Source organism: Mycolicibacterium sp. XJ879 (genome assembly GCF_053483935.1).
In genome coordinates, this window is sequence record NZ_JBEFTH010000001.1 from 672,661 (window position 1) to 692,201 (window position 19,541).

The 19,541-nt window shown below is 66.8% G+C and carries 17 protein-coding genes; 14 read left to right on the forward strand and 3 right to left on the reverse strand.

Annotated features, from left to right (window positions below):
• Positions 1–162: 162 nt before the first annotated feature.
• From ABQF13_RS03445 to ABQF13_RS03455, 3 genes are read left to right on the forward strand one after another with little or no spacing between them, the layout of a single operon-like run.
• Positions 163–447: a DUF1876 domain-containing protein gene (locus ABQF13_RS03445; RefSeq protein WP_448391291.1), complete on the forward strand. Its 285-nt coding sequence runs from the start codon at positions 163–165 to the stop codon at positions 445–447.
• Between the two features lie 28 nt (positions 448–475).
• Positions 476–2,521, forward strand: coding sequence for an erythromycin esterase family protein (locus ABQF13_RS03450; RefSeq protein ID WP_448391292.1), 2,046 nt, complete (start codon positions 476–478; stop codon positions 2,519–2,521).
• A 21-nt stretch (positions 2,522–2,542) separates the two neighbouring features.
• Positions 2,543–3,505, forward strand: a complete 963-nt coding sequence (locus ABQF13_RS03455; protein WP_448391293.1) for a 1-phosphofructokinase family hexose kinase — start codon at positions 2,543–2,545, stop codon at positions 3,503–3,505.
• Here ABQF13_RS03455 and ABQF13_RS03460 read toward each other — a convergent pair.
• Positions 3,502–4,377 (reverse strand): 3-oxoacyl-[acyl-carrier-protein] synthase III C-terminal domain-containing protein, encoded by an 876-nt coding sequence (locus tag ABQF13_RS03460; protein WP_448391294.1) that lies wholly within the window; start codon positions 4,375–4,377, stop codon positions 3,502–3,504. The two genes, ABQF13_RS03455 and ABQF13_RS03460, sit on opposite strands and share 4 nt — an antisense overlap.
• Complete coding sequence (locus ABQF13_RS03465; protein WP_448391391.1) at positions 4,361–5,446, reverse strand: 3-oxoacyl-ACP synthase III family protein; 1,086 nt, start codon at positions 5,444–5,446, stop codon at positions 4,361–4,363. Before ABQF13_RS03465 ends, ABQF13_RS03460 begins: the two co-directional genes overlap by 17 nt.
• 124 nt (positions 5,447–5,570) lie before the next feature.
• Between ABQF13_RS03465 and ABQF13_RS03470 the strand changes: the two genes are divergently transcribed.
• Entirely contained in the window at positions 5,571–6,263 is a 693-nt protein-coding gene (locus tag ABQF13_RS03470; protein ID WP_448391295.1) for a hypothetical protein, read from the forward strand.
• Positions 6,264–6,377: 114 nt separating this feature from the next.
• Complete coding sequence (locus ABQF13_RS03475; protein WP_448391392.1) at positions 6,378–8,060, forward strand: sensor histidine kinase; 1,683 nt, start codon at positions 6,378–6,380, stop codon at positions 8,058–8,060.
• 2 nt (positions 8,061–8,062) lie between these two features.
• Here the strand turns inward: ABQF13_RS03475 and ABQF13_RS03480 are convergent, their stop codons facing one another.
• Positions 8,063–9,268 carry a serine hydrolase domain-containing protein gene (locus ABQF13_RS03480; RefSeq protein ID WP_448391296.1) on the reverse strand — a complete coding sequence of 402 codons (1,206 nt, stop codon included), beginning with the start codon at positions 9,266–9,268 and terminating at the stop codon, positions 8,063–8,065.
• A 111-nt stretch (positions 9,269–9,379) separates the two neighbouring features.
• Here ABQF13_RS03480 and pyrR point away from each other — a divergent pair, with 111 nt between their 5' ends.
• The 9 genes from pyrR to gmk all read left to right on the forward strand — a co-directional run bounded on the left by pyrR (position 9,380) and on the right by gmk (position 19,450).
• Positions 9,380–9,934: a bifunctional pyr operon transcriptional regulator/uracil phosphoribosyltransferase PyrR gene (gene pyrR, locus ABQF13_RS03485; protein WP_448391297.1), complete on the forward strand. Its 555-nt coding sequence runs from the start codon at positions 9,380–9,382 to the stop codon at positions 9,932–9,934.
• Positions 9,931–10,884 (forward strand): aspartate carbamoyltransferase catalytic subunit, encoded by a 954-nt coding sequence (locus tag ABQF13_RS03490; RefSeq protein ID WP_448391298.1) that lies wholly within the window; start codon positions 9,931–9,933, stop codon positions 10,882–10,884. Before pyrR ends, ABQF13_RS03490 begins: the two co-directional genes overlap by 4 nt.
• Complete coding sequence (locus tag ABQF13_RS03495) at positions 10,881–12,185, forward strand: dihydroorotase (RefSeq protein ID WP_448391300.1); 1,305 nt, start codon at positions 10,881–10,883, stop codon at positions 12,183–12,185. Before ABQF13_RS03490 ends, ABQF13_RS03495 begins: the two co-directional genes overlap by 4 nt.
• Positions 12,182–12,682: a PH-like domain-containing protein gene (locus ABQF13_RS03500; protein ID WP_448391301.1), complete on the forward strand. Its 501-nt coding sequence runs from the start codon at positions 12,182–12,184 to the stop codon at positions 12,680–12,682. Before ABQF13_RS03495 ends, ABQF13_RS03500 begins: the two co-directional genes overlap by 4 nt.
• On the forward strand, positions 12,679–13,803 hold the full coding sequence (gene carA / locus ABQF13_RS03505) for a glutamine-hydrolyzing carbamoyl-phosphate synthase small subunit (protein ID WP_448391303.1): 1,125 nt from the start codon (positions 12,679–12,681) through the stop codon (positions 13,801–13,803). Before ABQF13_RS03500 ends, carA begins: the two co-directional genes overlap by 4 nt.
• A 69-nt stretch (positions 13,804–13,872) precedes the next feature.
• Positions 13,873–17,220 (forward strand): carbamoyl-phosphate synthase large subunit, encoded by a 3,348-nt coding sequence (gene carB / locus ABQF13_RS03510; RefSeq protein ID WP_448391304.1) that lies wholly within the window; start codon positions 13,873–13,875, stop codon positions 17,218–17,220.
• Complete coding sequence (gene pyrF, locus ABQF13_RS03515) at positions 17,217–18,035, forward strand: orotidine-5'-phosphate decarboxylase (protein WP_448391305.1); 819 nt, start codon at positions 17,217–17,219, stop codon at positions 18,033–18,035. Before carB ends, pyrF begins: the two co-directional genes overlap by 4 nt.
• A gap of 508 nt (positions 18,036–18,543) precedes the next feature.
• On the forward strand, positions 18,544–18,858 hold the full coding sequence (gene mihF / locus ABQF13_RS03520) for an integration host factor, actinobacterial type (RefSeq protein WP_006244838.1): 315 nt from the start codon (positions 18,544–18,546) through the stop codon (positions 18,856–18,858).
• Between the two features lie 16 nt (positions 18,859–18,874).
• Complete coding sequence (gmk, locus tag ABQF13_RS03525) at positions 18,875–19,450, forward strand: guanylate kinase (RefSeq protein WP_448391306.1); 576 nt, start codon at positions 18,875–18,877, stop codon at positions 19,448–19,450.
• Positions 19,451–19,541 lie beyond the last annotated feature (91 nt).

The window sequence follows — 19,541 nt, forward strand, 5'->3', positions numbered from 1 at the left end:
GGCTCTAGCGGACCGGGACTTCGGTCCCTAGCGACAGGCTCGGGCGCAATGGTCGGATTGAAACCGTGAGAAGCGGGTCGCGGTGGAGGCCAAGGAGTAATCCATCCGGTGGTCCCGGGGTATCCGTTACCTCGGGACCGCCACGTCGACGGAGATAACGAGATGAGTAGCGACCATTCGAATCACATACGGAAGAACTGGACCGTCGAGGTGTCGATCGATCAGCATGAAGGGCTTACCCGAGCGAAGGCGCGGTTGCACTTTCGGACGAGGGAAGAGGTCGGCATCGGTTGGGCCAGACTCGATCCAGCCGACCGGAATGTCCCCGAGATCGGCGACGAACTAGCCGTCGCCCGTGCCCTCTCCGACTTGGGAAAGCGGATGATGGGGCTGGCTGTCGAGGACATCGAAGCCGTTACCCGTCAGCCGGCGAAATTCGTGTGCTGACGGCGGTCGTCGAGTGAAGGAGAAGACGATGACGCGAGCAACCGAACCGTTGCGGAGCGCGCCCGGCCGGGTTTTCCGTAACCGCCGCGAAGCGGGCCGGATACTGGCCCAACTGCTTGGCGCCTATCGGGGCCGTAAGGACGTCGTGGTGTTGGGGTTGGCTCGCGGCGGCGTGCCCGTGGCTTGGGAGGTGGCGGCGGCACTCGGTGTCCCGCTCGATGCGTTCATCGTTCGCAAGCTGGGCGCGCCGGGCCACGAAGAGTTCGCCATGGGTGCGCTGGCCAGCGGCGGTCGGGTCGTCGTCAACGACGACGTGCTGCGGGCGTTGCGCGTCACGCCCCAGCAGCTGCGTGACGTCGCCGAATCCGAAGGCCGAGAACTGATCCGACGCGAAGCCGCCTACCGGGGTGGTCGGCCGCCGCTGGAGTTGGCCGGCAAGACGGTGATCCTGGTCGACGACGGCCTCGCGACCGGCTCGAGCATGCTCGCCGCGGTGCAGGCGCTGAGGGAGCAGAACCCGAAGGAGATTGTGGTCGCGGTTCCGGCAGCGCCGGAGTCGACTTGCCGACAGTTCGCCGGAATGGTCGACGACGCTGTCTGCGCGACGATGCCCACGCCGTTCCGCGCAGTAGGCGAGTCGTACTGGGATTTCCGTCAGGTCAGCGACCAGGAGGTCCGCGACCTCCTGGCCACTCCGACCACGGGGTCGGCGATCTCCGAGATCGAGACGCCGACGTCAGCAGCAGAGATCATCCGCCGCGCTGCGGTGCCCGCCCCCGTCGGCCTGCCTCCTACGGAAGCGCTCGAGGAGATCATCGGCGACGCGCGGGTGGTCCTCATCGGTGAGAGTTCGCATGGCACACACGAGTTCTACGCGGCACGGGCCGAGATCACGAAATGGCTGATCGAAAAGAAGGGCTTCTGCGCCGTCGCGGCCGAGGCGGATTGGCCCGACGCCTACCGCGTCAACCGCTACGTGCGGGGGCTGGGTTCCGACGCATCGGCCGAGGAAGCGCTTCGTGGCTTCGAGCGGTTTCCGGCGTGGATGTGGCGCAACGTGGTGGTCGAGGAGTTCGTGAACTGGTTGCATGCCCACAACCAACGGCGCCGATCGAACGGGGATCGACAGACCGGGTTCTACGGGTTGGACCTGTACAGCCTGCATCGGTCCATGCAGGAGGTAATCGGCTATCTGGACAATGTCGACCCCCGCGCGGCCGCGCGGGCGCGCGATCGGTACGCATGCTTCGACCACACCTCGGCCGACGACGGCCAAGCCTACGGTTTCGCCGCCGCCTTCGGTGCCGGCTTGTCGTGCGAAACGCAAGCGGTAGACCAGTTGGTCGAGATGCAGCGCAACGCCATCGACTACGCACGCCGCGACGGACTAATCGCCGAAGACGAGGCGTTCTACGCACAGCAGAACGCGCAAACGGTCCGCAACGCCGAGGCTTACTACCGCGCGATGTTCAGCGGGCGAGTCACCTCGTGGAACCTTCGTGATCAGCACATGGCTCAGACCTTGCACGCGTTGCTGGGCCACCTGGATCGTCATAACGAAGAAGAGCCGGCACGGATCGTGGCCTGGGCGCACAACTCGCACGTCGGCGACGCACGAGCAACCGAGGTAGCCGGCGATGGCCAGCTCACATTGGGGCAATTGGCCCGAGAGCAGTACGGAAGCGACTGCCGACTGATCGGCTTCACGACCTACACGGGCACCGTCACGGCCGCTAGCGGCTGGGGCGGAAGCGCCGACCGAAAAGTCGTCAGGCGCGCCCTGAACGGCAGCGTGGAGGAACTGTTCCATGAGACCGGCACACCCGAATTCCTGATTTCGGCGATGATCAGCCGGTCGGCCGCCGAACCACTGGATGTCGTGCGGTTGGGCCGTGCCATCGGCGTGATCTACCTTCCCGAAACCGAACGGCAGAGCCACTACTACCACGTGCGGCCCTCCGAACAGTTCGACGCCATCATCCACATCGAGAACACACGTGCACTCGAACCGCTCGAAGTGTCCAGCCGCTGGATGGCCGGGGAAACGCCGGAGACGTATCCCACTGGGCTGTAACCGAGAACGGAGCGACGCTGCATGAACCCCGCACGGATCGTCACGTTGACGATGAACCCTGCACTCGACATCACCACAACCACTGACGAGATACACCCGACGTCCAAGATCCGTTGCGGCGACGCTCGTTACGACCCAGGCGGTGGCGGGATCAACGTGGCCCGTGTCGCACATGTACTCGGAGCGTCGGTGTCTGCGGTATTTCCAGTCGGCGGCCCCACCGGCGGTCGGGTGGCACGGCTCGTCGAAGCAGCCGGTGTGCCCTATCGTAAAGTCGACCTCAGCGAATCGACCCGGGAAAACTTCACGGTCAACGAACGCACCAGCGGTGAGCAATACCGATTTGTGCTACCGGGCCCGCGCGTGACACTCCGGGAACGCGCCCGGTGCCTCGACGCACTACGGCAGAGTGCGGCCGAGGCCGAGTACGTGGTGGCCAGCGGCAGTCTTCCGCCCGACGTTGCGCCCGAGTTCTATCAGCACGTTGCCGACATCTGTCGCGAACTCGGCGCGTTGCTGATCTTGGACGCGTCCGGAGCGGCACTGACCTCCGTCACCTCTGGCGTGTTTCTGCTGAAACCGAGCCTGCGCGAATTGCGCGAGTGCGCCGGCCGTGAACTCCACAGCGAAGCCGAACGGGTAGCGGCTGCACACGAGCTCATAGATCGGGGCATCACCCAGGCAGTCGTCGTATCCCTCGGGTCCCAGGGCGCGTTTCTGGTCACGGCACAGCACAGCCAACATTTTCCGCCGATTCCGGTTCGGTCGGTGGTCAGCAGTGTTGGCGCCGGTGATGCCATGGTCGGCGCGATCACCGTGGGTCTGACCAGGTGCTGGCCGCTCAGCGAGGCAGTGCGGTTCGGCGTCGCGGCGGGCACCGCCATGCTCATGACACCAGGAACGGAAGTCCCGACGCGTGCGGACGTGGAACGTTTGTTCGGTATGGTGGCACAGCCGACGAACCTCGAAACCGTCTGCGACTAAGCCGGTTTCCGGTAGACCGCGGCCGCAGCGGTTATCCCCGCGGCCGCGGCGACGAGCAGAGCACAGGCTCCGCCCGCAAGCTGCTCGGTGCCCTTAGCGAACGCCGCAGCCAACGACGCGGTATGTGCTTGTTCATCGTCTGCGACGACGACGGTGTCCTCGGGTATCCCCAGGCGCTGGGCCAGCGCTGTCCGGTAACGCCCCCGCGCCGGGGCGGCGATGACCATGTTGACGTCCGAGGTTTCGAGGGATTCTTCGCGAAGGCACCGGTGGGCCGCCTCGGCGGCAGCATCGGCGAAGCGTTCATCGAGTGCCGCCGATTCATGGATGCGAAGCACATTGCGCCGGTCGACAAGTCCGACTGTGGCGCGCAGGTTTGCGCCCTCATCGGGCCGGTGGATCCAATACACCTGGCCCAGCCCGTCGTGGCCATCGGCCCAGGAACACGACATCGCCGCTCCGACAGGTGAATACGGGAAGCGGTCGCAGGATCCGCTGCCGGGGTCGGCGTCACTTGTCACGATCACCGCGTTGCCGATGGTGCGTGCCTTCAAGAATCCGTCGACCACCTGCAGGGCTGTCATGACACCGCAGGTTCCGTTCGCGACATCGAAGGAGAAGGTTCCGTGGCCGCCGCTGTGCGGTTCTTCCGGATTCGCTCCGATGTCGTCCTGGATCATCGCCGCGAGTGCGGGCTCGCCGAGATTGCGGTCCCGGTAGATGCCTGCGTTGACCAGAAGGTCGACGTCGTGCGGGTCGAGGCCGGCCCGGCGCAGGCAGGCTCTCGCCGCCGCGTCCGCAAGACGTAGCGCGCTACGCCGGCGACGCCAACCGCCGCGGATTACGACGATATCGTCAACGATCGTGCCCATAGCGGCCCACCAGTTCCGAATCCAGGGTCAAGAGCACCACACCGATCTGCAGTCCGGAAGCCAGGGCGATCAAAGCGATCGTCTCGCCCGGCTCGATGTGTGCGGCCTCGAGTTCTTCAATGAGGGCGACGGTGTGTGTGGTCGATGCGGTGTTGCCGTAGCGGTCGACAGTGATCACCGCGTCGTGGCGGGGGCCCTCGCCGAATGCCGTTGTGACTTCGGCCATTCCCTTGCGTATTGCGCGCGCCGACGTCTGGTGGGTGATCACGTGATCGATGTCGTGCATCGCTATCCCCGCGGTTTGGAGGACTTCGTGCAACAGCGGTGGGGTATTCGCCATCGCGGCTTTGTGGATCCCGCGGGCGTCGGTGAACATCCGGGCGCCGGGATCGTGTCCCTTCGGGTAGCCGAGGCAGAGCCGGCTGTAATCGGCGACGGTCGTGAAGCCGGCGAGGACTATTCCCTCGGAGGTGCAGTCGGCACGTTCGAGCAGAAGCGCCGCACCCGCATCGCCAAGCGTCAACGACGCGAGTTCCTTGCTCATGACGTTGTGGATATGGCGGGCGGCGTTTCGGCCCAGTTGGGAGATGTACTCCCCGCTGACCACCAGCGCGCGTTCGATGACGCCCTGCCGGATCCAGTTGTTGGCGATCGTGACGCCGGTCAGCATCCCCGCGCAGGCATTGTTGATGTCAAAGGTCACCGCGTCGTCGGCGCCGATCGCGTGGGCGATCGCGCTGCTCATGGTCGGTTCCAGCCACTGGGTCAAGCCGCCACGGAACTTGGTGATACTGCAGTTGATCACGGCATCGACGGCGCCGGCGTCCCGTTGGGCCCGGTCCAGACAGTCCAGCGCCGCCGATGTCGCCAGGCTCAGCGAGTCTTCATCGCCGACGGACACCCGCCGCTCGTGGATGCCGGTCAGTCGCTCGAGGTCGATGTGCGTGTGATGCCGTGTGGTCGCCATCAACTCGTCGGTCGTGAGATGGGTGCGGGGCAGGTGCCGCCCAGCGCCTGCCAGCCGGGTGCAAAACGGTGCGGCCCCGTCCCGGTGCGAGGCCTCCATCATGAGCCAATGCGTAGGCACCGCTCAAGGTTCGGTCACACAGGCCGGCGCCGATAGGCGCTTTGGTCCTCGGCGCTGAGGACTTTCGGCTCTGCGTCGGGCAATGCGAACTTCCTACTCTCGGGTTATGGGTAAGCAGCGGCCGTGTCTGGCGATGCTGATGACGGCGGTCGTGGCGGTGGCGTTGTACCACGGCCGGATTCGGCGGTGGATGTACACGTGGGGCGCCGACGCGGCCGAAATCAGCCAGGTGCTGCCCGGTGACGAGTTGGTGGCCGCGACCACACCCCGCACCACGCGGGCGGTGACGATCGACGCCCCGATCGAGGACGTGTGGCCGTGGCTGGCGCAGATCGGGGAAAGCCGCGGCGGCTTCTACAGCTACTCGGTGATGGAACGGGCCGTGGGCGCCCAGATCCACAACGCGTCGACCATTCATCCGGAGTGGCAGGATCTTCGTGTCGGCGACACGATTTGGCTGGCCCGACGCTACGGCGAGTCGGCCCGGCAGGTGGTGGCATCGGTCGAACCCAACTCGCATCTGGTGCTTACCTCCGGTGATGACTTCCAGCGGATCCGCCGCGGCCAGCGGGCGTCCGGAAGCTGGGGGTTCTACCTGCGCCGCAAGAACGGCTGGACCCGGCTGCTGGTGCGCGGCAGCGGCGGCGCCGTCGGCCACGCCGCCTTCGACATCCCGCATTTCGTCATGGAGCAAAAGATGATGCGCGGCATCCGCGACCGGGCCCAGCGGCTGCGCCGACACGAGGTGCACGACTTCATCGAGCATTACGAATCGACGCACACGGTCGCGACCAGCTGAACGGCTCCGGCGTCATCGTTACTGCCCTGAACCCGCGACAGGTGCGGCGAAAAAGTGGACGATGGTGTGGTGACCGACGAGGCCGACCCGCGGGTGCAGACGAGCATCGCGCCGATGCGGGACACGTTGTCGCAGCTGCGCCTGCGTGAACTGCTTACCGAGGTGCAGGAGCGCGTCGAGCAGATTGTCCAAGCCCGGGACCGGATCGACGGTCTCGTCGAAGCCATGCTGGTGGTGACGTCGGGTCTGGAGCTCGACCAGACCCTCAAGACCATCGTGCGCACCGCCATCGACCTCGTCGACGCCCGGTATGGGGCGTTGGGTGTGCGCGGGCAGGACCACGAACTGGTGGAATTCGTCTACATCGGCATCGACGAAGAGGAGCGCGAGAGAATCGGTCATCTGCCCGAAGGGCGCGGCGTGCTGGGAGTCCTGATCGACGATCCCAAACCGATCCGGTTGGATAACATCGCACATCACGCCGCATCGGTAGGATTTCCGCCGAATCACCCGCCGATGCGGACGTTCCTCGGGGTGCCGGTGAGGATCCGCGACGAAGTGTTCGGCAACCTGTACCTGACGGAAAAGGTGGGCGGTCAGCCGTTCAGCGAAGACGATGAGGTGTTGGTCCAGGCCCTCGCCGCCGCCGCGGGCATCGCCATCGACAATGCGCGCCTGTACGAATCGTCGAAGACGCGTCGAGCATGGATCGAGGCCACCCGCGACATCGGCACCGAGCTGCTCGCAGGAACCGATCCGGCCCGCGTGTTCGATCTGGTCGCGGCCAAAACGCGTCAGCTCAGCGGGGCCGAGCTGACATTCGTCGCGGTACCGGCAGATCCCGAAGCGCCGCCACACGAGGTCGACGAATTGGTCATCGCCGGAATCTCGGGGGACGCCCCTGCTTTGCTGTCCCAACCGATTCCGGTGAAGGGAACGCTGGTCGGCGAGGCGTTTCATGAGCGCCAGCCCAGGCGATTCGATCGATTCGACGACTCACTCGGTGACACGTCGCCCGCCGGTCCCGCGCTGGTGCTTCCATTGCGCGCCGCCGACACGGTCGCCGGAGTTCTCGTCGCGATACGGCCCGCGGGCACACCACCGTTCACCGACGATCAGCTCGACATGAAAGCCGCCTTCGCCGATCAGGCGGCTCTGGCGTGGCAGTTGGGCACCGCACAGCGCCAGACGCGTGAACTGAGCATCCTGACCGACCGTGACCGCATCGCCCGCGACCTGCATGACCACGTCATCCAGCGACTCTTCGCGGTCGGGCTGTCACTGCAGGGTGTCGTCCCGAGGGCGCGTGTCCCCGAGGTGAAACAACGGCTTTTGGACTGCGTCGATGACCTCCAGCAGGTCATACAGGAGATCCGAACGGCGATCTTCGATCTGCACGGTTCGCCGGTCGACAGCACCCGGCTGAGGCAACGCTTGGATGCGGCCGTGGCACAGTTCTCGAGTTCGAGTCTGCGTACCAGCGTGCAGTACGCCGGCCCGTTATCGGTCGTCGACGCCGATCTCGCCGATCACGCGGAAGCCGTTGTGCGCGAAGCGGTCTCCAATGCGGTCCGGCATGCCAACGCCACGACGCTGAGCATCAGTGTCGTCGTCGCCGACGAGTTGACCATCGAAGTAATCGACAACGGCCGGGGCTTCAGCGATGACGTCGCCCGCAGTGGTCTGTACAACCTGCGGAAACGCGCGACGGACATGGGCGGCACCTTCAGCGTGCACCGTGCGCCCGATCAAGGCACCGTATTGCGGTGGTCGGCGCCGTGTCTGACCGCCGAGTGAACTCAGATGTCGAGCGCCTCGTAGGTCCGGCGGACGAACTTCGGTTGTGTCGACTGCAGTTTCAGCAGCGATGTGTTACCGGCGATGGCCGCGGCGGCGTCGGGTCCGAGGTTCGGGAAGTTCTGCACGAGGTAGAGCAGAATCAGGTCCTCGCTGGGATCAGCCTGCCACCACGTGCCGTACGCGCCCGGCCAGCTGAACGTGCCCGGCCCGCCCGGACCGAACAGCTGACGTGACTTCGCCGCATTGGTGACCACCGAGAGGTTGAGCCCGAAGCCGCGCCCGATCCAGAACGGCATCCCGAGGAAGTCGTGCTGCTTTTGCTCATCGGTGAGCCGGTCGGTGCGCATCGAACGCACCGCATCCTGGGAAAGCACCCGCACATCGTCAATCTCGCCGCCGGCCAGGAGCATCCGGGCGAACCGCAGGTAGTCGTCGGCGGTGGAGAACAGGTTCGCGCCGCCCATACAGAACGGGGGCGGGGACGCCGGCGTCGGGCCCATCGCGTCGTGGCTCAGCTTGTGCTCATCGGTGAGCTTGTACATGGTGGCCGCACGGTTGCGGTTGCGGGATGGCACGTAGAAGCCGGTGTCGGTCATGTTCAACGGGCCCAGGATCCGTTCGGTGAGCACCTCCTGCAAGGAGGTGCCTTCCAGGCGTTCGAGGATGATGCCCAGCACGTCGGTGGCGTTGCTGTAGGTCATCCGCTCGCCGGGCTGGTGCTCCAGCGGCAGCGCCGCGATCTCGGCCAGCCACCCGTCGGGGTTCTGCCGTATGGAGATCTTCGAGTAGGCGCGCGCCAGCGGCCCCACCACCGAGAAGTAGTAGGCCAGCCCGCTGCGGTGGGTCATCAGGTCCTCGACCGTGATCGCACGGCGCGCCGGATGGGTTTCGTCCAGCGGTCCGCCGGGCGCGTCGAGCACCCGCATCTGCTCGAATTCGGGCAGCCACTTCGTGACGGGGTCGGTTAGCGCGAGCTTGCCCTCGTCGATCAGCGACATCGCGGCGGCGACGGTGACCGGCTTGGTCATCGACGCGATGCGAAAGATCGTGTCGCGTTGCATCGGCAGCCTCGCTTCGACATCGCGGTAGCCGAGTTCGTTGACCTGCAGCACCTCGCCTGCCCGCCACACCAGCGTGACGGCGCCTGCGAGCAGGCCGGCGTCGATGGCTTCCCGGATGGATGCTTGATTGCCGTCGAGATTCACCGCGCCAGCGTATCCAGGACGTCGGGACGCGTTCGGAGGTGCTAAGCTCGGCGAAGTTTCGACGTCCTTTAAAGAGCCGTCCCGAGAGGCGGAGAAGGAGGTCAGAGTCGCTTGGGCTCTTCAGGCACCGACCGGGAGTTGATGTCCGCAGCGGACGTCGGCCGGACCATCTCCCGTATCGCCCACCAGATCATCGAAAAGACCGCACTCGACGGTTCCGATGCACCACGCGTCGTCCTGCTCGGCATCCCCACCCGCGGTGTGATTTTGGCCACCCGGCTCGCCGAGAGGATCAAGGAGTTCTCCGGCGTCGACGTCCCGCACGGCGCGCTGGACATCACGCTGTACCGCGACGACCTCAACATCAAACCGCCGCGACCGCTCGAGGACACCTCGATACCCGAGGGCGGTATCGACGACGCGCTGGTGATCCTGGTCGACGACGTCCTGTACTCGGGGCGGTCGGTGCGCTCGGCGCTGGACGCGCTGCGCGATATCGGCAGGCCCCGCGCCGTGCAACTGGCGGTGCTGGTCGACCGCGGCCACCGTGAGCTGCCGCTGCGCGCCGACTATGTGGGCAAGAACGTGCCGACCTCGCGCAGTGAGAGCGTGCATCTGCTGCTTTCCGAACACGACGACCGCGACGGGGTGGTGATCTCCAAGTGACGAGCCGGCACCTGCTGTCCGCCGCCGACCTGTCCCGGGAGGAAGCACTGGCCATCCTCGACGACGCCGACCGGTTCAGCCAGGCGCTACTGGGCCGCGAGGTCAAGAAGCTGCCGACGCTGCGTGGGCGCACCGTCGTCACGATGTTCTACGAGAACTCCACCCGCACCCGGGTGTCCTTCGAGGTGGCCGGAAAGTGGATGAGCGCCGACGTCATCAACGTCAGCGCCACGGGATCGTCGGTGTCCAAAGGTGAATCGCTGCGCGACACCGCGCTGACCCTGCGCGCCGCCGGCGCCGACGCGCTGATCATCCGCCATCCCTCCTCCGGTGCGCCGCAGCAGCTCGCTGAATGGACGGCCTCCGGCGGCGACGGTCCCGCGGTGATCAACGCCGGCGACGGCACCCACGAGCACCCCACCCAGGCGCTGCTCGACGCGCTGACCATCCGCCAGCGGCTCGGCGACATCGAAGGCAAGCGGGTGGTGATCGTCGGCGATGTTTTGCACAGCCGGGTCGCCAGGTCGAACGTACTGTTGCTCAACACCCTTGGTGCCGAGGTGGTTTTGGTCGCGCCGCCCACGCTGCTGCCCGTCGGGGCCGACACCTGGCCGGTCACCGTGTCACACGACCTCGACGCCGAACTGCCCGTCGCCGACGCGGTGCTGATGCTGCGGGTGCAGGCCGAGCGGATGAACGGCGGATTCTTCCCGTCGGCCCGCGAGTACTCGGTGCTCTACGGGCTCTCGGAGAAGCGGCAGGCGATGCTTCCCGGCAACGCGGTGGTGTTGCATCCCGGCCCGATGGTCCGCGGTATGGAGATCGCATTCTCGGTGGCCGAATCGACCCAATCGGCGGTGTTGCAACAGGTTTCCAACGGTGTGCACGTGCGGATGGCCGTGCTGTTCCACCTGCTGGTGGGAGCTGACAGGGAGGTTCTCAACGCATGAACACCCTGATTCGAGGAGTTCGGCGCTACGGCGAGGGCGACCGGGTCGATGTGCTGGTGGCCGACGGCCAGATCGCCGAGATTGGCGCCGGGCTGGCTGAGTCCGGAGGACTCGAAAAGGCCTGGGATGTGTTCGACGCCACCGATCACGTTCTGCTGCCCGGCTTCGTCGATTTGCACACCCATCTGCGGGAACCCGGCCGCGAGTACGCCGAAGACATCGAAACCGGCTCGGCGGCAGCGGCTTTGGGTGGCTACACGGCGGTGTTCGCGATGGCCAACACCAACCCGGTCGCCGACAGCGCGGTGGTCACCGACCACGTGTGGCACCGCGGCCAGCAGGTCGGTCTGGTCGACGTGCACCCGGTCGGGGCGGTCACCATGGGGTTGGCCGGCGCCCAGCTGACCGAGATGGGTCTGATGGCCGCGGGCGCCGGGCAGGTGCGGATGTTCTCCGACGACGGCATCTGCGTGCACGATCCGCTGATCATGCGTCGCGCCCTGGAGTACGCCAACGGGCTTGGCGTCCTGATCGCCCAGCACGCCGAGGAACCGCGGCTCACCGTCGGCGCTGTCGCACACGAAGGGCCAAACGCAGCCCGGCTCGGGCTGGCCGGATGGCCGCGCGCCGCCGAGGAGTCGATTGTGGCACGCGATGCGCTGCTGGCCCGCGACGCCGGATCCCGGGTGCACATCTGCCACGCCTCCACCGCCGGCACCGTGGAGATCCTCAAATGGGCTAAGGCGCAAGGCATCTCGATTACCGCCGAGGTGACTCCGCATCACCTGCTGCTCGACGACGGGCGGCTGGCCAGCTACGACGGCCGAAACCGGGTCAACCCACCGCTGCGGGAGGCCGCCGACACCGAAGCGCTGCGCCAGGCCCTGGCCGACGGGGTGATCGACTGCGTGGCCACCGATCACGCCCCACACGCCGAGCACGAGAAGTGCTGTGAGTTCGCCCAGGCCCGGCCCGGAATGCTCGGACTGGAAACCGCGTTGTCGGTCGTGGTGCAGACGATGGTGCGGCCCGGGCTGCTGAGCTGGCGCGATGTGGCGCGCGTGATGAGTGAGAACCCGGCGCGCATCGTCGGGTTGCCCGACCAGGGCAGGCCGCTGGAGGTGGGCGAACCGGCCAACCTCACCGTCGTCGACCCCGATGCCACCTGGACGGTCGACGGTACGGTGCTGGCCAGCCGGTCGGCCAACACGCCCTACGAAACGATGGAACTGCCGGCGTCGGTCACGCTGACCATGCTGCGCGGCAAGGTCACTGCACGCGACGGGAAGTGTCCGGCGTGAACACGGGGACGTTGGTGGGGTCGCTGGTGCTGGCCGCCATCCTCGTCGTGGTGATCGCGGTGCTGATTCAGGCGATGATGCGGGGCTGGCGCCGTCGCGCCGAGCGGCAGGCCGAGCTCATCGGGACGCTTCCACCGCTGCCGGACACCGTCGGCGAAGCGATCGTCGCGCCGACAAAGGGCCTCTACGTCGGCAGTACACTGGCACCACGCTGGAACGATCGCGTGGTGGTCGGAGATCTCGGCTTCCGTACCAAGGCGGTGCTGACCCGCTACCCCGAGGGAATCATGGTGCAGCGCAGCGGCGCACGACCGATTTGGATCCCCGACGAGTCGGTCACCGCGATCCGCACCGAACGCGCGATCGCCGGGAAGGCCATGACGCACGAAGGAATCTTGGCCATCCGGTGGCGGTTGCCGTCGGGCGCCGAGCTCGACACTGGGTTTCGTGCCGATGACCGGGGGGAATATGCGCGATGGCTTGAGGAGGCTGCATGAATTCCAAAGCGGTACTGGTGCTCGAGGACGGCCGCGTCTTCACCGGCACCGCGTACGGCGCCGTCGGGCAGACGCTGGGGGAGGCCGTGTTCAACACCGGGATGTCCGGCTACCAGGAGACGCTGACCGATCCGAGCTACCACCGCCAGATCGTGGTCGCCACCGCACCGCAGATCGGCAACACCGGCTGGAACCACCAGGACGCCGAGAGCCGAGACGACAAGATCTGGGTGGCCGGCTACGCGGTGCGTGACCCGTCTCCGCGCGCGTCGAACTGGCGCGCCAGCGGAACGCTGGAAGACGAACTGGTGCGCCAGAACGTCGTCGGCGTCGCGAACATCGACACCCGCGCCGTGGTGCGACACCTGCGCAGCCGCGGCTCGATGAAGGCCGGCGTGTTCAGTGGAGATGAGGCTGCGGCGTCCTTGGACGAGTTGGTGACCCGCGTGCAGGCGCAGCCGTCGATGCTGGGCGCCGATCTGGCCGACGAGGTCAGCACCGACACCGCCTATGTGGTGGAACCCGAAGGGCCGGCACGCTTTACCGTCGTCGCCGTCGACCTGGGTATCAAGACCAACACCCCGCGCAGCTTCGCCCGCCGCGACATCCGAACCCACGTGCTGCCGTCGTCGGCCACGTTCGAGCAGATCGCCGACCTGAAACCCGACGGCGTATTCCTGTCCAACGGACCCGGCGACCCCGCCACCGCCGACCACATCGTCGCCGTCACCCGCGACGTGCTCGGCGCCGGGACCCCGCTGTTCGGCATCTGCTTCGGCAACCAGATCCTCGGCCGCGCGCTGGGCCGATCGACCTACAAAATGGTCTTCGGGCACCGCGGCATCAACATCCCGGTCATCGACCACGCCACCGAACGGGTCGCGGTGACCGCGCAGAACCACGGGTTCGCGTTAGAAGGAGAGCGGGGCGAGGTTTTCAATACCCCGTTCGGCAAGGCGATCGTCAGCCACACCTGCGCCAACGACGGCGTGGTCGAAGGCGTCAAACTTCTTGACGGGAAGGCGTTTTCGGTGCAGTACCACCCCGAGGCCGCGGCCGGTCCACACGACGCGAACTACTTGTTCGACCAGTTCGTCGACCTGATGGCGGGGGAGAAGTGAGCGCTCACTGCGGTACAGATTTCGGTGCGCTCTGCGTACCTAGATGCGCGCTCGCGCAGGAGGTAGCCCATGCCTAAGCGCACCGACCTCAACCACGTGCTGGTCATCGGGTCCGGGCCGATCGTGATCGGGCAGGCCTGCGAGTTCGACTACTCGGGCACCCAGGCCTGTCGCGTGCTCAAGGCAGAGGGCCTGCAGGTCAGCCTGGTCAACTCGAACCCGGCGACCATCATGACCGACCCGGAGTACGCCGATCAGACCTACGTCGAACCGATCACGCCGTCGTTCGTCGAACGCGTCATCGCCCAGCAGGCCGAACGCGGCAACAAGATCGACGCGTTGCTGGCCACGCTCGGCGGGCAGACCGCGCTCAACACCGCCGTCGCGCTCTACGAGAACGGGGTGCTGGAGCGCTACGGCGTCGAGCTGATCGGCGCCGACTTCGAGGCAATCCAGCGCGGTGAGGACCGGCAGCGGTTCAAGGACATCGTCGCCAAGGTCGGTGGTGAATCCGCCCGCTCGCGTGTGTGTTTCACGATGGACGAGGTCAGGGAGACGGTGGCCGACCTGGGGCTGCCGGTCGTGGTTCGGCCCTCGTTCACGATGGGCGGGCTCGGCTCGGGGATGGCGTACTCCGCCGAGGACGTGGATCGGATGGCCGGTCACGGCCTGGCCTCCTCGCCCAGCGCCAACGTGCTGATCGAGGAATCGATCTTCGGGTGGAAGGAATACGAGCTCGAGCTGATGCGCGACGGCAACGACAACGTGGTCGTGGTCTGCTCGATCGAGAACGTCGACCCGATGGGCGTGCACACCGGCGACTCGGTCACCGTCGCGCCCGCGATGACGCTCACCGACCGCGAGTACCAGACGATGCGCGATCTGGGCATCGCGATCCTGCGTGAGGTCGGCGTCGACACCGGCGGCTGCAACATCCAGTTCGCCGTCAACCCGGCCGACGGCCGGCTCATCGTCATCGAGATGAACCCCCGGGTGTCGCGCTCGAGCGCGCTGGCCTCGAAGGCCACCGGGTTTCCGATCGCCAAGATCGCCGCCAAGCTGGCCATCGGCTACACGCTCGACGAGATCGTCAACGACATCACCAAGGAGACCCCGGCCTGCTTCGAGCCGACGCTGGACTATGTGGTCGTCAAGGCCCCGCGGTTCGCGTTCGAGAAGTTCCCCGGCGCCGACGACACGCTGACCACCACGATGAAATCCGTCGGCGAGGCAATGTCGTTGGGCCGCAACTTCATCGAGTCGCTGGGCAAGGTGATGCGCTCGCTTGAGACCACCAGGGCGGGCTTCTGGACCGCGCCGGACCCCGACCTTACCGTCGACGAACTGCTGCAGAACCTCAAGACACCCACCGACGGCCGACTCTACGACATCGAGTATGCGCTGCGCCTCGGCGCCACCGTCGAGCAGGTGGCCGAGGCTTCCGGTGTCGACCCCTGGTTCGTCGAACAGATTGCCGGGCTGGTGACGCTGCGCGCGGAGATCGTCGAGGCCCCCGTGCTGGACACCGATCTGCTGCGGCGCGGGAAGTACCACGGCCTGTCCGACCGCCAGATCGCCGCGCTGCGACCCGAACTGGCCGGTGAGGTCGGGGTGCGGGCGCTGCGGGAACGACTCGGCATCCACCCCGTCTACAAGACGGTCGACACCTGCGCGGCCGAGTTCGAAGCCAAAACCCCGTACCACTACAGCAGCTACGAACTCGATCCCGCCGCCGAGACCGAGGTGGCCCCGCAGACCGAGCGGCCCAAGGTGCTCATCCTGGGCTCGGGTCCCAACCGCATCGGTCAGGGCATCGAGTTCGACTACAGCTGCGTGCACGCCGCCACCACACTGAGCCAGGCCGGCTTCGAGACCGTGATGGTCAACTGCAACCCCGAAACCGTGTCCACCGACTACGACACCGCCGACCGGCTCTACTTCGAACCGCTGACGTTCGAAGACGTCCTCGAGATCTATTACGCTGAACAGCAATCCGGGCGCAGCGGCCCCGGTGTCGTCGGCGTCATCGTGCAGCTCGGCGGGCAGACCCCGCTGGGCCTGGCCGACCGCCTCGAACAGGCTGGGGTGCCGATCGTCGGCACCAGCCCCAGCGCGATCGACCTGGCCGAGGACCGCGGCGCGTTCGGCGAAGTGCTGACCAACGCCGGGCTGCCCGCACCGAAGTTCGGTACCGCCACCAGCTTCGAACAGGCCCGCCGGATCGCCGCCGACATCGGATACCCGGTGCTGGTCCGCCCGTCCTACGTGCTGGGCGGCCGCGGTATGGAGATCGTCTATGACGACGAGACGCTGCACGGCTACATCACCCGCGCCACTCAACTCTCACCCGAGCACCCGGTGCTCGTCGACCGGTTCCTCGAGGACGCCATCGAGATCGACGTCGACGCGCTGTGCGACGGCACCGAGGTGTACATCGGCGGCATCATGGAGCACATCGAGGAGGCCGGTATCCACTCCGGCGACTCATCGTGCGCGCTGCCGCCGGTGACGTTGGGCCGCAGCGACATCGAAGCGGTGCGCAGCGCCACCGAGGCCATCGCGCACGGAATCGGCGTCGTCGGCCTGCTCAACGTGCAGTACGCGCTCAAAGATGACGTGCTCTACGTGCTGGAGGCCAACCCACGCGCCAGCCGTACGGTGCCATTCGTGTCGAAGGCCACCGCGGTGCCGCTGGCCAAGGCGTGTGCGCGGATCATGCTGGGTGCCACAATCGCCGAACTGCGCGCCGAAGGTGTGTTGACCAAGACCGGTGACGGTGCTTCGTTTTCTGCGAACGCCCGCAACATCCCGGTGGCGGTCAAGGAAGCCGTGCTGCCGTTCAACCGGTTCCGCGGCGCCGACGGTGCGCAGATCGACAACCTGCTGGGCCCGGAGATGAAGTCCACTGGTGAGGTGATGGGCATCGACCGCGACTTCGGCAGCGCGTTCGCCAAGAGCCAGACCGCCGCCTATGGCTCACTGCCGATCGAGGGCACGGTGTTCGTCTCGGTGGCCAACCGGGACAAACGGTCGCTGGTGTTTCCGGTCAAGCGGCTCGCCGACCTGGGCTTTCGGGTACTCGCCACCGAGGGCACCGCGGAAATGCTGCGCCGCAACGGGATTCCGTGCGATGAAGTGCGCAAGCACTTTCAGGAGCCAACTCCCGACGGACCGAAGATGTCTGCGGTCGACGCGATCCGGGCCGGTGAGGTCGACATGGTGATCAACACCCCGTACGGAAACTCCGGGCCGCGCGTCGACGGCTACGAGATCCGCTCGGCGGCGGTGTCGAACAACATTCCGTGTGTGACGACGGTGCAGGGCGCGTCGGCGGCGGTGCAGGGCATCGAGGCGGCGATCCGCGGTGAGATCGGCGTGATGGCCCTGCAGGAACTGCACAGCGCGCTGGGCACGTGAGCGGGTTCGGTCGGCGGCTGGCCGAGGCCGTCTCGGCGCGCGGACCGCTGTGCCTGGGCATCGATCCGCACCCCGAACTGCTACGGGCGTGGGAGCTTTCGGCCGACGCCGACGGGCTGCGGAGGTTCTGTGACATCTGCGTGACGGCGTTCAAGGGGTTCGCGATCGTCAAGCCGCAGGTGGCGTTCTTCGAAACCTACGGCGCGGCAGGCTATGCGGTGCTCGAGCACACCATCGCGGCGCTGCGCGAGGCCGAAGTGCTGGTGCTCGCCGATGCCAAGCGCGGTGACATCGGATCCACGATGGCCGCCTATGCGCAGGCGTGGGCGGGCGATTCACCGATTGCGGCCGACGCGGTGACCGCCTCGCCGTATCTGGGCTTCGGCTCGCTGCAGCCGCTGTTGGACACTGCGCTGGCCCACGGGCGTGGGGTGTTCGTGCTGGCCGCCACCTCCAACCCGGAAGGCCACACCGTCCAGCGTGCGCTTGGCGACGGCCGGACCGTCGCGCAGTCGATCGTCGACGCCGCCGCCGCCATCAACCGCGGCGGCGCACCCGAACCGGGCGCCGTCGGTGTCGTCGTCGGCGCCACCGTGGCGCAGCCGCCCGATGTGAGCGCGCTGGGCGGGCCGGTGCTCGTTCCTGGCGTCGGCGCCCAGGGTGGACGTCCAGAGACCCTGGCGGGGCTCGGCGGGGCAAAGCCGGGCCAGTTGCTGCCCGCCGTATCCCGGGAGGTGCTGCGGGCCGGGCCGGATGTGGCCACGCTGCGGGCGGCGGCCCAGGCGATGCGCGACGCGGTGGCCTACCTCGGCTGAGCACGCGGTTCGCAAGTTGCGCTGAGGGCTATGGCAGGCGCCGCGCACGACCCTGACGCAAAATCGAGCACACATCCGAAGCGGTCAGAGTCACAGCTGTAACACAGCAAACATTGGCACCAGGTGTCGCAGAAGCGACGCATCAGCGCTGCTCGACACGCCCGACATGCGCTGACCAGCGAAAATTTTTCGAAAACCCCGCCGCGCCGGGCCTCGGACCACACGGAAAACCGGCGTCGCATCGGCCGTGGTCCCGGGCTCGCGCGAAATCCCTTGAGTGCTAGGAAATTCCGCTCGATCGCGGCCCGATTACCCGGTTCCCGCGTTCAGCGCCGCGGCCCGGCGTCTGGCGTGCCACTGCCTTACACGCTGGGCTTTTGGCCTCGTAACCGGGGGGTGGGGTTCGCATTCGTCAGGATGCGTGGGTACGGTCGTCGTCGCTGGCTGTTGTGGACTTGTCCGAGCAGCTGATTTAAAACAATTGATGGTGATGAGACGGAGGAACCCCGTGGCCCTTCCCCAGTTGACCGACGAACAGCGCGCGGCCGCGTTGGAGAAGGCTGCCGCCGCACGTCGAATCCGGGCCGAACTCAAGGATCGGCTCAAGCGCGGTGGCACCAACCTCAAGCAGGTGCTCAAGGACGCCGAGACCGACGAGGTCCTCGGCAAGATGAAGGTTTCCGCACTGCTGGAGGCCCTGCCCAAGGTGGGCAAGGTCAAGGCACAGGAGATCATGACCGAGCTCGAGATCGCCCCCACCCGCCGGCTGCGCGGCCTGGGCGATCGTCAGCGCAAGGCGCTGCTGGAAAAGTTCGACCAGTAGTTCCCGGACGCAGAAGTTGAGCGCCGGCCGAGGGGCCGGTCGGGTAGTTGTGCTGTCCGGCCCCTCTGCCGTCGGGAAATCGACGCTCGTGCGCTGTCTGCGCGAACGAATTCCCGACCTGTACTTCAGCGTGTCGGTCACCACCAGGGCGCCTCGCCCCGGCGAGGTCGACGGTGTCGACTACGCGTTTATCACCGATGACCAGTTCGCCCAGCTGATCCACAGCGGGGCCCTGTTGGAGTGGGCCGAAATTCACGGTGGCCTGCACCGCTCCGGCACCCCGGCGCAGCCCGTGCGCGACGCCACGGCGGCCGGTCGTCCCGTCCTCATCGAGGTGGATCTCGCCGGTGCAAGGTCCGTCAAGCAGGCGATGCCCGAGGCCCTCACCGTGTTCGTCGCTCCGCCGGACTGGGCCACGCTTCAGAGCCGGCTGACCAGGCGCGGCACCGAAACCCCGGAGGTGATGGCGCGCCGGCTGGCCACCGCCAAGGCCGAACTGGCCGCACAGGGCGAGTTCGACGCCGTCGTGGTCAACAGCCAATTGGAATCGGCCTGCGCCGAATTGGTATCCTTGCTGGTGGCCCACGATTGACCCAGCGCCGAAGCCGGCGCAGACGTCCCCGATAGCCACCTTTTAGTCACAGGCAACCGCCAGGAGAATTTTTACGTGAGTACCCCGCACG

Excerpts from the sequence above, each read along its gene's own strand:
- ABQF13_RS03445 (WP_448391291.1), top strand. The coding sequence starts at position 163 with ATGAGTAGCGACCATTCGAATCACATACGGAAGAACTGGACCGTCGAG.
- ABQF13_RS03450 (WP_448391292.1), top strand. The coding sequence starts at position 476 with ATGACGCGAGCAACCGAACCGTTGCGGAGCGCGCCCGGCCGGGTTTTC.
- ABQF13_RS03455 (WP_448391293.1), top strand. The coding sequence starts at position 2,543 with ATGAACCCCGCACGGATCGTCACGTTGACGATGAACCCTGCACTCGAC.
- ABQF13_RS03460 (WP_448391294.1), bottom strand. The coding sequence starts at position 4,377 with ATGGGCACGATCGTTGACGATATCGTCGTAATCCGCGGCGGTTGGCGT.
- ABQF13_RS03465 (WP_448391391.1), bottom strand. The coding sequence starts at position 5,446 with ATGATGGAGGCCTCGCACCGGGACGGGGCCGCACCGTTTTGCACCCGG.
- ABQF13_RS03470 (WP_448391295.1), top strand. The coding sequence starts at position 5,571 with ATGGGTAAGCAGCGGCCGTGTCTGGCGATGCTGATGACGGCGGTCGTG.
- ABQF13_RS03475 (WP_448391392.1), top strand. The coding sequence starts at position 6,378 with ATGCGGGACACGTTGTCGCAGCTGCGCCTGCGTGAACTGCTTACCGAG.
- ABQF13_RS03495 (WP_448391300.1), top strand. The coding sequence starts at position 10,881 with ATGAACACCCTGATTCGAGGAGTTCGGCGCTACGGCGAGGGCGACCGG.
- carA (WP_448391303.1), top strand. The coding sequence starts at position 12,679 with ATGAATTCCAAAGCGGTACTGGTGCTCGAGGACGGCCGCGTCTTCACC.
- carB (WP_448391304.1), top strand. The coding sequence starts at position 13,873 with ATGCCTAAGCGCACCGACCTCAACCACGTGCTGGTCATCGGGTCCGGG.